Source organism: Pseudomonas sp. JAI111, from assembly GCF_024809425.1.
Lineage (GTDB): Bacteria > Pseudomonadota > Gammaproteobacteria > Pseudomonadales > Pseudomonadaceae > Aquipseudomonas.
The window spans coordinates 155,905-169,915 of the sequence record NZ_JANUCB010000007.1; the positions used below are offsets into that span (position 1 = coordinate 155,905).

The 14,011-nt window shown below is 60.3% G+C and carries 10 protein-coding genes; 5 read left to right on the top strand and 5 right to left on the bottom strand.

Features of this window, described 5'->3' with window-relative positions:
- Positions 1-346 precede the first annotated feature (346 nt).
- Together motB and motA are read right to left on the bottom strand one after the other, a co-directional pair.
- A complete protein-coding gene (gene motB, locus HNR03_RS21440) occupies positions 347-1,378 on the bottom strand; it encodes a flagellar motor protein MotB (protein WP_259155619.1) in 1,032 nt (343 codons plus the stop codon).
- A gap of 3 nt (positions 1,379-1,381) precedes the next feature.
- Positions 1,382-2,233, bottom strand: coding sequence for a flagellar motor stator protein MotA (motA, locus tag HNR03_RS21445; RefSeq protein WP_259155620.1), 852 nt, complete (start codon positions 2,231-2,233; stop codon positions 1,382-1,384).
- A 166-nt stretch (positions 2,234-2,399) separates the two neighbouring features.
- Between motA and HNR03_RS21450 the strand changes: the two genes are divergently transcribed.
- The 4 genes from HNR03_RS21450 (at position 2,400) to HNR03_RS21465 (ending at position 7,635) form a co-directional block, all read left to right on the top strand.
- The gene (locus HNR03_RS21450; protein WP_259155621.1) at positions 2,400-3,938 is read left to right on the top strand and encodes an HDOD domain-containing protein; all 1,539 of its coding nucleotides are present in this window, start codon (positions 2,400-2,402) and stop codon (positions 3,936-3,938) included.
- Between the two features lie 43 nt (positions 3,939-3,981).
- Positions 3,982-4,806, top strand: coding sequence for a rhodanese-like domain-containing protein (locus HNR03_RS21455; RefSeq protein WP_259155622.1), 825 nt, complete (start codon positions 3,982-3,984; stop codon positions 4,804-4,806).
- A 9-nt stretch (positions 4,807-4,815) separates the two neighbouring features.
- The gene (asd, locus tag HNR03_RS21460) at positions 4,816-5,676 is read left to right on the top strand and encodes an archaetidylserine decarboxylase (RefSeq protein WP_259155623.1); all 861 of its coding nucleotides are present in this window, start codon (positions 4,816-4,818) and stop codon (positions 5,674-5,676) included.
- A 177-nt stretch (positions 5,677-5,853) separates the two neighbouring features.
- On the top strand, positions 5,854-7,635 hold the full coding sequence (locus tag HNR03_RS21465; protein WP_259155624.1) for a molecular chaperone: 1,782 nt from the start codon (positions 5,854-5,856) through the stop codon (positions 7,633-7,635).
- Between the two features lie 93 nt (positions 7,636-7,728).
- Here HNR03_RS21465 and serB read toward each other — a convergent pair whose 3' ends face one another.
- The gene (gene serB / locus HNR03_RS21470; protein ID WP_027922002.1) at positions 7,729-8,943 is read right to left on the bottom strand and encodes a phosphoserine phosphatase SerB; all 1,215 of its coding nucleotides are present in this window, start codon (positions 8,941-8,943) and stop codon (positions 7,729-7,731) included.
- A 135-nt stretch (positions 8,944-9,078) separates the two neighbouring features.
- Between serB and HNR03_RS21475 the strand changes: the two genes are divergently transcribed.
- Positions 9,079-10,611, top strand: a complete 1,533-nt coding sequence (locus HNR03_RS21475) for an AhpA/YtjB family protein (protein ID WP_222589522.1) — start codon at positions 9,079-9,081, stop codon at positions 10,609-10,611.
- A 237-nt stretch (positions 10,612-10,848) separates the two neighbouring features.
- On the opposite strand, the gene HNR03_RS21480 is transcribed toward HNR03_RS21475, so the two are convergent.
- The gene (locus tag HNR03_RS21480; RefSeq protein ID WP_222589521.1) at positions 10,849-11,562 is read right to left on the bottom strand and encodes a membrane integrity-associated transporter subunit PqiC; all 714 of its coding nucleotides are present in this window, start codon (positions 11,560-11,562) and stop codon (positions 10,849-10,851) included.
- 176 nt (positions 11,563-11,738) lie between these two features.
- Positions 11,739-14,006 (bottom strand): DNA topoisomerase IV subunit A, encoded by a 2,268-nt coding sequence (gene parC / locus HNR03_RS21485; RefSeq protein WP_222589520.1) that lies wholly within the window; start codon positions 14,004-14,006, stop codon positions 11,739-11,741.
- Positions 14,007-14,011 lie beyond the last annotated feature (5 nt).

The following is a 14,011-nucleotide window of genomic DNA, read 5'->3' on the forward strand; positions in this document are numbered from 1 at the left end:
CGGCTTGATTGTTGTGGATCACCGCTTTGGAGAATCAGCCGGTTGTTGATCGTTCCCATGCTCCGCGTGGGAATGCCGCCGGGGACTCTCTGCGTTCCGCTGTCGACACAAGGCTTGAGTCTTGCGCAAGGGTGACGCGGAGCGTCACGGGATGCATTCCCACGCGGAGCATGGGAACGATCGGTAATCACTACGCGCAAGCGTTGAGCAAACAGGTCGGCCCGTAGGCCGCCTCGTTTTGCTTTGGCCCCAACCCCACCCCAACCCCACCCCAACCCCACCCCCAAACCCCAAGATCGGAAGTGCACAAAAAAGCCGACATCTCTGTCGGCTTGATTGTTGTCGATCACTGCTTTGGTGAATCAGCCGGTTTGGCCGGTGCACCCGGTTTCGGCGCCGCATCCTCGAACAGGTTCAAGCGTTCGCGCAGTTCATGGGCCGGTACCGGTTGCTGGTCCGGTGGCAACGCATTTGGATCGACCGGTTTGGCAGGGACTTCACCCGGCGTGGTCGCCGGGGCAGGCTCTGCGCCTTGCGAACCTTCGATGGCCTCCTGGGCCTTCTTCGTCAGCACGACGATGTCGATACGGCGGTTGACCGGGTTGAACGGATTCTTGCGATCGAACAAGGCCGACGACGCATACCCCACAACGCGGGCAACCTGCGAATCCGGATAGCTACCGGCAACCAGCGCACGGCGAGCGGCGTTGGCTCGGTTGGCCGACAGCTCCCAGTTACCGAAGTCGCCCGTGCCGGTGTAAGGCTTGGCATCGGTGTGGCCGCTGATGCTGATCTTGTTCGGCACCGCTTTAATGGTGTCGGCCATGGCCAGCAGGATGTCTTCAAAATACGGTTTCAGGCGAGCTGAGCCTGAGTCGAACATCGGACGGTTTTCGGCGTCCATGATCTGGATGCGCAAGCCGTTCGGAGTGATTTCGAACAGGATCTGGTCCTTGAATTTTTGCAGCTGCGGATTTTCATCGACCTTGTTCTGCAACTCTTGCAGCAACAGTTCAAGGCGCTCCTTCTCCACCTGCTCGGCCATGCCTTCGACCTGGTCGGTGTCAACGGTGACTTTGTCCGGCTGCGGCTCGGACTTCACCTCGGGATTGAGGGTTTTATCGGGTGCCAGGGTCGGGGAACCGCCCAGGTCGATGATGAATGGAGTGCCGCTTTCGGTGAAGCCGACCGGGTCCTTGAAGTAACCGGCGATGGCGATCTTCTGCTCCGGCGTTGCGGTGGACAGCAGCCACAGCACCAGGAAGAACGCCATCATCGCCGTCGCGAAGTCAGCGAAGGCGATTTTCCAGGAACCCCCGTGATGCCCGCCCGCGTATTTCTTGACGCGCTTGATGATTATCGGCTGGTTATTTTCCATGACTTAGCGACCGCGAACCGCTTGTTCCAGCTCAGCGAAGCTTGGACGGTGCGCCGGGTACAGAACCTTGCGGCCGAATTCCACCGCCAGCGATGGCGGCATGCCGGACGCCGAAGCCACCAGCGAAGCCTTGATGGCTTCGTAGACGTTCAATTCTTCCTTGGCATCGTGAGCCAGGGCATGGGCCAGCGGACCGAAGAAGCCGTAGGCGGCGAGAATACCGAAGAAGGTACCAACCAGTGCCGCACCCACGTGCAGGCCGATCGCCTTCTGGTCGCTTTCCCCCAAGGAGGCCATCGTCACCACGATGCCCAATACAGCCGCGACGATACCGAAACCAGGCATGGCGTCAGCGATACCGTTCACTGCATGTGACGGATGATCCAGGTCTTCCTTGAGGCTGGTCAGTTCCATGTCGAACAGGCCTTCAAGTTCATGGGGAGCCATGTTGCCCGAGGACATGATGCGCAGGTAATCGCAGATGTACGCGGTCATGCGCTCATCTTTCAGGACCGCCGGGTACTTGGCGAAGATCGGGCTCGCGGCGGCATCTTCGATGTCGCCTTCAATCGCCATCATGCCTTCGCGACGGCTCTTGTTGAGGATTTCGTAAATCAGCCCCAGCACTTCCAGGTAGAAGGTGTGGTTGAAACGCGAACTGAACATGCCCAATGCTTTCTTGAGCACGTGCATCGTCATATGACCGGGGTTGGCCTGGAGGAATGCGCCAAGGGCCGCGCCACCGATAATCATCACCTCGAAAGGCTGAATAAGGGCGGCAATCTTGCCGTGGGAAAGCACGTATCCGCCGAGCACGCTCGCGAATACGACGATGATGCCGATAATTTTAGCCATAGGTAGGAGAGCACTTACTGAGTCGGGTTCAAGGTCATATTCGGAAGTTAAAAAATCTCTTCTTCTACTTATCGGCAAAACTGCGCCAGACTATAGCCAGTTCAGGCGAAAAGCCAATTTGGCCCGCTCCAGGCATAGGTAATGCAGACGATGATCGCGTCCAACCATGGCTAACGAAACGAACATTCCCACCGCGAAACCGACCACGCTTGAAGGCTGGGTCAAACTGCTTGACGGCGTGCGCCTGCCGGTTCCGCAAGACAGTCACGACCGGGTCTGCAAGGCCATTGCCGATAACCGCAGTTCACTTCGCGACATCGCCGAGCTGTTGCAAGGCAGCCCGGCACTGGCCTTGAGCGTGATTCGCGAAGCCAACCGCCACACCCACGGCAGCATGGCCGAGCCGGCTGAAAACCTTGAGGTGGCCCTCAATCGCCTCGGTTTGAAACGCACCGAAGAATTGCTCGCCCGTCTTCCCGCCGAACCTTTGTCACAGATACCGGTTGCGCTGCGTCAGCTTCAACTGATCAGTCAGCACGCAACCCAACAGGCCAACGGTTTTTTTGCCAGCCGTCTGGCGCGTTTGTGGCAGGACATTCATTGGGGCAGCCTGCTGTTTCTTTCACCGCTGTGGCCGATGGCGCTGACTCATCCACAACTGCTTGAAGAGTGGGAACTGCGGGTCATTCATAAAGGCGAGTCGGCACGCACCGTCGAAAAGCAATTGTTCGGCGTGCGCCTGCTGGATATCTGCCTGGCACTGGTGGATATCTGGCGCCTGCCGATCTGGGTCCAGCAAGGCTATCGACTGCTGCTGAACGAGCAGCGCGAACTGGTCAAAGTGCTGCGCATCGCCCGCGACGTCGACCATCCGCTGCGCCAGCAAAACCGCCTCGATGACGATCCGACCCTGCGCCGCTGGCTCAATCAGCCCGCGAATACTGTGTTGCTGGCCAATGGGCTGGCGCTATCGGCGCAACATGCCTGGGACAGCCCGCATTGTGAGCGCTGGCAGTACCTGACCAGCCTTTATCTGCAAATGCCGCTAACCGAGGTGCAACAGCAATTGCACCAGCAGGCGGTCAACAGCGCGCACCAGCACGCCATGCCGGACCTCTGGCACCCGGCTGTCTCGCTAATCTGGCCTACGGGCATGAACCGCATTCACGCCGGTTTGCTCCCGGCCCCGGCGCCCACCGCCGAAGACTTGGCGAACTGGCGCAAGCAATGCGCCGAACTGCTGGTCGAGCCGAGCCGTTTCACCAACGCCATGCACTTGACCACCTCGGCCCGGGACGCACTGGTCGCGTGCGGCATGCGGCGGGTGATGATTTTGATGGCTGACCGTACCCACGCCAATTTGCGCGTGCATCAAACGGCCGGACTGACGAAGGAAGCAGCAGGTCTGAACTTTGTGGTCAGCCAGAGCACCGTGCTGCAACGCTTGCTCTCGCAACAGGCCCAAGTGCGCCTGACGCCGGCGAACAACGCGCAGTTTTCAGCTTTATTACCCGCCAGCTTGCGCGCGCAGTTTCGCGGTGAACACTTGCTGCTGCGCTCACTGGTCAACAACGGTCGAGTGATCATGGTCGTTGTTGCCGATCAGGGCGGCGGGCCGTTCTCGGAGATCACCGTGCAAGCCTTCGGCAAAACCGCGCAGTGCATCGAAAAGGCCCTGCACAGCTTTAGCCACCGCGGCCAATAAGGCTGCGTTACAATCCTCTCCCTTTGTGCTCTGGAGACCTCACATGTCTGACTTCTCTGGCTTGGCGCTGGTCATCGAGCCGAGCGACTTGCTCCCTCGCCTTGAGTCCCGCGAACTGATTCTGGTGGACCTGACCAGCAGCGCCCGCTATGCCGCAGGGCATATTCCCGGAGCGCGCTTTGTCGATCCCAAGCGTACTCAACTCGGCCAGGCGCCTGCGCCAGGGCTGATTCCGCCGCAAGCCGCACTCGAAGCGTTGTTCGGCGAGTTGGGACACAACCCCGATGCCGTCTACGTGGTGTATGACGACGAAGGCGGCGGCTGGGCCGGACGCTTCATCTGGCTGCTGGATGTCATCGGTCATAAAAAATACCACTACATCGACGGTGGCCTGACGGCCTGGCTGGCAGAAGGATTTCCAATGTCGATCCAGATCCCGCCATCCGCAGGAGGCCCGGTTGCGTTGACCCTGAACGACGAACCCACCGCCACCCGTGAATACCTGCAAAGCCGTCTCGGTGCCGCCGACCTGGCCATCTGGGACGCGCGCGGCCCGCTGGAGTACTCGGGCGAGAAGGTGCTGGCGGCCAAGGCCGGGCACATTCCCGGCGCGGTGAACTTCGAATGGACCGCCGGCATGGATCAGGCGCGCAACCTGCGCATCCGCCAGGACATGCCGCAGATCCTGGAACAACTCGGCATCACCAAAGACAAAGAAGTGATTACCCACTGCCAGACTCACCACCGCTCTGGCTTCACCTATCTAGTGGCCAAATCCCTCGGTTATCCGCGGGTCAAAGGCTACGCCGGCTCTTGGGGCGAATGGGGCAACCACCCTGATACGCCCGTAGAAACTCAAGGTTTTTAAGGACAGTTAATGAATAAGCGTTTGTTTATCCTCAGCCAATACCTGCTGCCTCATCACCTGCTGTCGCGACTGGCCGGCTGCATTGCCGAATGCCGCGTACGCTGGTTCAAGAACGCCTTTACCGCCTGGTTCGCCAAGCGTTATCAGGTGGACATGTCTCAGGCGCTGGTCGAGGATCTGACTGCGTACGAGCACTTCAATGCGTTCTTCACCCGCGCACTGAAAGATGGCGCTCGCCCGCTGGACGAAACCCCGGGCGCGATTCTCAGCCCGGCCGACGGCGCGGTCAGCCAGCTCGGTCCGATCGAACACGGTCGTGTGTTCCAGGCCAAGGGCCACAGCTTCAGTGTCCTGGAATTGCTCGGCGGCGATGCGGCGAATGCTGCGCCGTTCATGGGCGGTGATTTCGCGACGATCTACCTGTCGCCAAAAGACTACCACCGCGTGCACATGCCACTGGCCGGCACCCTGCGCGAGATGGTCTACATCCCGGGGCGGATTTTCTCGGTCAACCAGACCACCGCTGAAAACGTACCGGAGCTGTTCGCCCGCAACGAGCGCGTGGCGTGCATTTTCGACACCGAGCGCGGGCCGATGGCCGTGGTGCTGGTGGGCGCAATGATCGTGGCTTCGATTGAAACCGTATGGGCCGGGCTGGTGACGCCACCCAAGCGCGAACTGAAAACCTTCCGTTACGACGAAGCTGCCCGCGCACCGATCCATCTGGAAAAAGGCGCCGAACTGGGTCGCTTCAAACTGGGTTCGACCGCGGTCGTGCTGTTCGGGCCGGACCAGGTGAAATGGGTTGAAGGACTTGGTGCCCTGTCGCCGGTTCAAATGGGCCAGGCGCTGGGTCTGCCAAAGGCCTGAGCGAACTGATCCGCCCCGCCGAATGAGTTCGACGGGGCGGACATTACGGTTGCACCGTCGCTCGATTCGCCCACAAAAGCCCGAGCGACACGCGCCTGACAGACAAACAGTCGAGGCGCATAACTGCTACAGTCACGTCATTCACTGCCCATTTCCCGGTCGGAGTTTTTCCACGGCATGAATGAGACCAGCCCCCACCTGTTGTTACGTGTCCCGATCCCGACGCAACAGCGTCTGTCGTTCTGTGAACCCACGCCACGCGACCTCAAGCGCTGGATCGCCGACCTGCCCAAGGCCAACATCGGCGAAACCGCTCGCTTGCTCTATCAGGGCCTGAGCGAACTCAACCAGCTGCTCACCCCCAGCGACAATCGCCTGCAACTGCTCGAACTGCTGCGACCCGAGGTGTATTTCGTCTGCAAACACCTGGAGCGGCATTTTCTGCATCAAGCCATTGTGCTCGACGAGCGCTCGCGCAAAATCGCCAACCTCTGCCAGGCGCTGCAAAATCACTTGGCGACCGGCTACAAACAGATCGTCGTGCGGATCACACCGCGTTTCAGCAAAGATCGGGCGCCATTGCTGGCACAAGCACTACAGCGGGCGATCCATTGCCTCAATGGCCCGCTGATCCGTGCGACGCAACTCTACTGCCCGGTGCCGGAAGGTCTGTGGCTGGAGCTGCATCAGCTTTACCGGATCGCCTGCGCGCATAAACTCCAGCACTTGAGCCTGCGCGATGAACTGGCCAGCCAGACGCGAACCCTGAGCATCGAACAGACTTACGTGGTCGCCCTGCTGCTGGGCGCCGCACGCTGCAATCAGCTGCGCCAGAACCAGATCGCCCGACTTGCCGAGGTACTGGAGCCCTGGAGCCAATGGATCAAACTGCAGCCCTCCAACCCCGCCGACGGGCTGTTCGCCGTCGCACCGGACCTCGACGTCGGGCCCCGCTATCGCTCCAAATTCAGGGCCGAGCAGCAGGCCAGTTTGCTGGGGGTTGATCCTCAGCCCCTGGTCGCCGCTATCGAAGCGCATCTGCAGGGCAATAACAGTGGCTCAACGCCGCTGCCGGTACCCGCCGGCTTGCCCCTGGATACGCTGCAACACCTGCACGCCGCATGGGGGCAGGCGGCCGAGCGCAGCTTTCAGCGTACCGTCGGCCAAGGCACCCTGACCCTGTGCGTGGGCATGAGCGCGCTGCACTTTTACCTGGGCGGGCAACGTTCATTCAGCGACATCCTGAAAAACCCCGGCACCCGACTCGCGAAATTTTCTGCATTGCCCCTGACAGGCCAAGGCAAGGACCAATGGAGCCAGGCGTTCGATGCTGCGCCCAACGCAAGCGCCGATGCCTTGCTGCCTTATGAAGAGATTGAATACCCGCAATTGCAGAACGACGACGGCAAGGATGCCGCCGACAGCAATCGGCATTTTCCGACCTATGCCCTGCCGATCATCAATCACAGCCCCGGCGGATATTGCCTGGCGTGGCCCGGCGCGGTGCCCGCCGAGCTACAGGCCGGCGAGATGGTCGGAATCGAGGACTCCGCCAATAAAGGCTGGAGCATTGCGGTGGTGCGCTGGATTCGTCAGGTGCGTGGCGGCGGCACGCAGATGGGCATCGAACAGGTTGCGCCTTACGCCGAGCCGTGCGGGTTGCAACTGGTGCGCTCGCGGGACGATCACAGCCAATACCTGCGCGGCCTGTTGCTGCCCGAGATCAGCGCCATCGACCTGCCCGCCACCCTGCTCGCCCCGCGTCTGCCGTTCCAGGAAGGCAACAAAGTGTTGATCAACACCAACGGCCAGGAACGCCGGGCCGGGCTAGATCGGCGGGTGGCGAGTACCAACAGTTTCAATCAGTTTGCTTACCGTTCCCTGGAAGCGAGCAGAAACGACAACGCCGCTGAAAGCGGCGTTGAGGAGGAGTTTGATTCGTTGTGGAAGTCGCTTTGATCCCGAAAGCAAAAGATCGCAGCCTCGTTTCACTCGACAGCTCCTACAGAGGATTGCGTGCACTGTAGGAGCTTGCGATCTTTTGATCGTTAATCAGAGCTGCCCGTCACGATCGCGGAAGCCCAACAGGTACAACACCCCATCCAGCCCGAGGGTGGAAATCGCCTGTTTCGCCGACTGCTTCACCAGCGGCTTGGCGCGGAAAGCTACACCCAGACCGGCAATCGCCAGCATCGGCAAATCGTTGGCACCGTCACCGACCGCGATGGTCTGCTCCAGCCGCAAACCTTCCTTGTGCGCCAGCTCGCGCAGCAGATCAGCCTTGCGCTGCGCATCGACAATCGGCTCGACCGCCACGCCGGTGACCTTGCCGTCGACCACTTCCAGTTCGTTGGCAAACACGTAGTCGATACCCAGCTTGGCCTGCAATTGCTTGGCGAAGTAGGTGAAGCCACCCGACAGGATCGCAGTCTTGTAGCCCAGACGCTTGAGCTCGGCGAACAGTGTTTCGGCGCCTTCGGTCAGGCGCAGGGATGCGCCGATCGAGTCCAGCACACTGACGTCCAGCCCTTTGAGCAAGGCCAGGCGTTCTTTGAAGCTGGCGCGAAAATCCAGCTCGCCGGCCATCGCGCGTTCAGTGATTTCAGACACCTGATCGCCCACGCCGGCGGCCTTGGCCAGCTCGTCGATGACTTCGGCCTCGATCAGTGTCGAATCCATGTCAAACACCGCGAGACGGCGGTTACGGCGAAACAGCGAATCTTCCTGGAAGGCGATGTCGACGTTCAGTTCTTGCGCGACACTGAGAAATTCAGCCCGCAGCGCCTGCGGATCGGCCGCTTCGCCACGCACGGAAAACTCGATGCAGCCCTTGCCCTTGTCGGCCGGGGTGTCCAGCGGCATGCGACCGGACAGACGGTCGATATGATCGATGTTCAGGCCATATTTGGCGGTGATCGAACTCACGGCCTGCAATTGACCGGCGGTCACTTTGCGGGTCAACAGGGTCACGATGTGGCGTTTTTTGCCTTGGTTGCCGACCCACTGCTGGTAATCCTCTTCGGATACCGGGGTGAAACGGACTTGTTGATCAAGCTCGTAACCCTTGAACAGGATGTCCTTGAGCACTGATTTGCCTTGCTCGGTGTCAGGAATCTCAACCAGGATGCCGAACGACAGGGTGTCGTGGATCACCGCCTGACCGATGTCGAGAATGTTCACACCACCCTGGGCCAGAACGCCAGTTATGGCCGCAGTCAGACCCGGACGGTCGACTCCCGTGATGTTTATCAGGACGATTTCGCGCAAGGCGCACCCCCGCAGGTGGAAAAAAACCGCATTCTACCCACTTTCAGTGACCATCGGGCACCGTCAACGCTTTGCCGGTCTAGGGCCTGTCGCTATACTGCGCGTCAACTTCACGGACAAAAGAGCCGAGCTCAAGTGAACCGGCCCACGCCAGTAAAAACCGATAACTTCTTTCTGCTGATCTTCCGGGCACTGCGCCATCGCCGTGTACCGATTGCATTGCGCATTGCCAGCCATAACGTGATCCTGGTCGCTTTGGCCTTGGTCATCTATGCCTGTGTGATGGGTTTGCAGTTCAAGCAGGCCATGCACGAGCAGGCAGATGCGCTGGGCGAAAGCCTGACCACGCAGACCGCCACCTCCGCCACGGAGCTGTTGGTGTCCAACGACATCCTCAGCCTCAACGTGCTGCTCAACAACCTGACCAAAAACAAGCTGGTGGCTCACGCGGCTATTTATAGCGTGGATAACCGCATCCTCGCCGAAGCCGGTCAACGTCCCAAGCACAGCCTGCTGGGCGAAGCCGAGGGCATGTACCAGAGCAAGATCACCTTCCAGGACGTGACTGCCGGGCAACTGCGCATCAGCCTGGACATGGATCAGTTCCAGCAGCCGATGACCATCAGCCTGCAAAGCATGGGCATTTTGAGTGCGATCCTGCTGGCCCTGTCCCTGGCATTGAGCTTGCGCCTGGGGCGTAATATCTCAACACCCCTGCTGCAGCTGCGCGTGTGGCTGCGCAATATCGACGAATACACCCCGGCTACCGAACGTCAGGATGAAGTCGGCGACCTCGCTCGCCAGCTGCATGCCAACTTCGCGCCGGAACCGGCCGAGCCTGCGCCGGCACCGCAGCCCGAGGTGGACGATAGCGAATACGAAGACGCGGACGATAACGAGCCGACCTTCGAAGTGCGCAACCTGCGCGACCCAAGCTTTGACGAAACCAAACCTGTGGCGGGTCTCAAGCCTGCGCCACGGCGCAGTGTCAGCACTGTCGAAGACGATGATGACGATGACGCGTTTGCCGACTTGATTGACGAATCGGCAACCAGCGCACCGATAGCACAGGCAAAACCGGTCGTCTCGAACGTGCCACAGCACAGCGCAGTACTGGCCGTGCAGCTGGGCGCCCAGGATCAACTGCGTCGCCTGCCACGTACCCGCCTGGAAGAACTGCTGAAACGCTATCGCGATTGCCTCGATCAGGCGGCCTCGCTGTACCAGAGCGAGCTGCACACGCTGAACGACGGCAGTACGCTGATGCTGTTCCACACCGAAGACAGCGGCGACGACTACCTGACCAACGCGATCTGCTGCGGTGAGCTGTTGCGGGCCCTGGGCCATCAGTTGCAGATCGAAGTCGCTGACAGTGGCATTACCCTGCAGCTGCAGCTGGGCCTGACGTTGGGCGACGAGTTGTTCGGTCTGAGCCAGATCGACCTGCTGCTGACCGAAACCGCTCAGGACGCCCTGGCCTTGTCGCAACACAGCCGCAATCTGCTGCTGGTGGAGCGCAAGATCGGTGACGATGCGCTGATCCGTCAGCGCGCGCGGATTCGTCCGATTGCCAGCCCTGAGGGCGCTTGCTGCGTGGAACGGTTGATGGAGCCTTATCCGTCGATGCTGGAACGGCAACTGGCGCGGATGCACGAGCGTCGGGCGTAAGCCTTAAAGCCCAGAAGTGAAAAAGCCCGCAGATGAGTGATCGTCTGCGGGCTTTTTGTTGCCTGTCCCGGCCCCATCGCGAGCAGGCTCGCTCCCACATGGGATTTGTGGGGCGCCGAGATCATCTGTGGGAGCGAGCCTGCTCGCGATGGGGCCAGGACGAACAATAGATAACTGCACCCTGCAGAAACAACAAAGCCCGCATCTGTGCGGGCTTTGTGTTGAATCAATCCAGCGTTAGAACCTGAACACTTCCATATCCGTGCGGATTGGCGAGGCCATCGGGATCTTCGGCTGTTTCTCCTGCTCGGCCGCTGGTGCGGCAGGTTTCGGAGCAGACTTGCGTGGTGCTTCGGCAATGGGTGGCTGGTTAGCCAGCGGCTTGAGGGCCACCGACAATTGCTCGGCCAGACGCTGCAGCAACACGCCCTGCGCCTGAACCTGAGCCGCCGTACCGCCAGCATGCTGTTCTTGCAAATGAATGATGCGGTTATCGCGAACCTGACCACGACGGTCGATCAGACGCCATTGCGCATCCAGGATCGCTGGCTGCGATTTGCCCGAATCCAGACGGGTAATCGTCAGCAGCACCTGAACGTCCGGCGTGAAGCCCAAGGTAGCCGGCGCCAGGACAACACGCTGACTGTCCAGGCGAGCGGCGACCTGACGCAGCAACAACTGATCGATGTCTGACGACAGGCTCCCGGCCCAACGACCGTCGGTCGAGGCCTGAAGGCTGCCATCGGGCTGTCGCTGCAGCAAGGTTTCACGTTGCAGGTAATCCGCAACCGTTACCGGGCCCAGCAATACCGCCATGCCCGCGCTTTGCGCAGGCGGAGCCGGACTACCGCTGTCCAGCTGATACAGCGACACCGGTTGGTGAACGCTGCAACCCGCCAGGCCAAGAACGCCAGCGAGCATCAAAATAAAAGGAAGGCGCAGAGCAGTCATCGTCCCATCCAGGTGGTTGCCACAAGGCTCACCACAGTGAAAATACTCAATAAAAATGAAGAACGCTCGGCCACGCCGGCGCTTGAAAGGCCATATCATCCGTGAATATGCGTTCCGACTCCAGCGCCAAAGCGTCGATCTACGCGTTAAATCGTAGATCGATCGCTCTAGCACGCTTAATTGAGGTTTTCGACGAGCAGCGCATCTACCCTCTGGAAGCCACGTGGCAGTTTGTTGCCTCGACGTCCACGCTCACCTTTGTAGTGTTCGAGGTCGTCCGCTTTCAGTGACAAGGTACGTTTTCCGGCCTGCAACACCAGCGTGGCGCCCTCCGGCAGTACGGCGATGTCCGTGACATATTCTTCGCGACTGGCCACACGCTCACCATTGATTCCGATGATCTTGTTGCCTTTGCCTTTTCCTAATTGTGGCAGATCGCTGATCTTGAAGATCAGCAGGCGACCTTCGGTGGTCACCGAGGCCAGCCAATTATTCTCGCGGTCCGTTACCGGACGCGGAAGAATGACCTTCGAATTGTTCGGCAGGCTCAACAGCGCCTTGCCCGCCTTGTTCTTGGCTTGCAGGTCTTCACCTTTGACCACGAAACCGTAACCGGCGTCGGAGGCGATCACGTACAGCGAATCGTCTTCCGGCATCAGCACGCATTCGAAGCTTGCCCCTGGTGGCGGTGTCAGACGGCCGGTCAGGGGTTCGCCCTGCCCCCGCGCCGATGGCAACGTGTGGGCGGCCACCGAATAGCTGCGACCGGTGGAGTCGATAAACACCGCAAACTGGTTCGAGCGTCCCGGCGCCAAGGCCTTGAAGCCATCGCCAGCCTTATAGGAAAGCCCGGTGGCATCGATTTCATGGCCCTTGGCCGAACGCACCCAGCCTTTTTCCGACAGCACGACGGTCACTTTCTCGTTCGGCAGCAGATCGTGCTCGGTCAGGGCCTTGGCCTCGGCACGCTCGACGATCGGCGAACGACGGTCGTCGCCGTAGGTTTCGGCGTCCTTGATCAGTTCGGTACGTACCAGTTTTTTCAGCTTGGCTTCACTGCTCAGCAGGGCTTGCAGCTTGGCCTGTTCTTTGAGCAATTCATCCTGCTCGGCGCGCAGCTTCATTTCTTCCAGTCGCGCCAATTGACGCAAACGGGTGTCCAGAATGTAGTCGGCCTGGATTTCGCTCAGGGCGAAACGCTCGATCAGCGCGGCTTTGGGGTGTTCCTCGGTACGGATGATGTGGATCACTTCATCCAGGTTGAGGTAGGCGATCAACAAACCGTCCAACAGGTGCAGGCGACGCTCGACCTTGTCCAGGCGGAATTGCAGGCGACGGCGCACGGTCTGGACGCGGAACGCCAGCCATTCCACCAGCAACGCACGCAGGTTTTTCAACTGCGGCTTGCCGTCCAGGCCGATGATGTTGATGTTGACCCGATAGCTCGACTCCAACTCGGTGCTGGCGAACAGGTGTTGCATCAATGCATCGTGGTCGAAGTTCTTGCGCGCGCCCGGGATAATCACGATCCGGCACGGGTTCTCGTGGTCGGACTCGTCTCGCAGGTCAGCGATCTGCGGAGCCTTGGACGGCTTGGCCTGCATCATGGCCGCGATCTGTTCCAGCACCTTGGCGCCGGAGACTTGATGCGGCAGCGCGGTGACGATGATGTCGCCGTCTTCGATGTGATACACGGCGCGCATGCGCACCGAGCCCTTGCCGGTTTCGTACATTTTCAGCAGATCGGCGCGGGGCGTGATGATTTCCGCTTCGGTCGGGTAATCCGGCCCCTGGATGTGCTCGCAGAGCTGTTCGACCGTGGCTTTGGGCTCATCAAGCAAACGCACGCACGCCGTCGCGACTTCGCGCAGGTTATGCGGCGGCACGTCGGTGGCCATGCCCACGGCGATGCCGGTGGTGCCGTTGAGCAGGATGTTCGGCAAACGTGCCGGCAACACCAGAGGCTCGTCGAGGGTACCGTCGAAGTTCGGGCCCCAGTCCGCGGTGCCCTGGCCCAGTTCACTGAGCAGCACTTCGGAATAACGTGACAGCCGCGCTTCGGTGTAACGCATGGCGGCGAAGGACTTGGGATCATCCGGCGCACCCCAGTTGCCCTGACCGTCGACCAGCGTGTAGCGATAGCTGAACGGCTGGGCCATCAGGACCATGGCTTCGTAGCAGGCCGAGTCGCCGTGCGGGTGGAATTTACCGAGCACGTCACCGACGGTACGCGCCGATTTCTTGTGCTTGGAATCGGCGTCCAGCCCCAACTCGCTCATCGCGTAGATGATGCGTCGCTGTACCGGTTTCAGGCCGTCGCCGATATGCGGCAAGGCACGGTCCATGATCACGTACATGGAGTAGTTGAGGTAGGCATTTTCGGTGAAGTCAGCCAGTGACCGGCGTTCTACACCGTCCAGGCTGAGATCAAGGGAGTCGCTCATGCGGG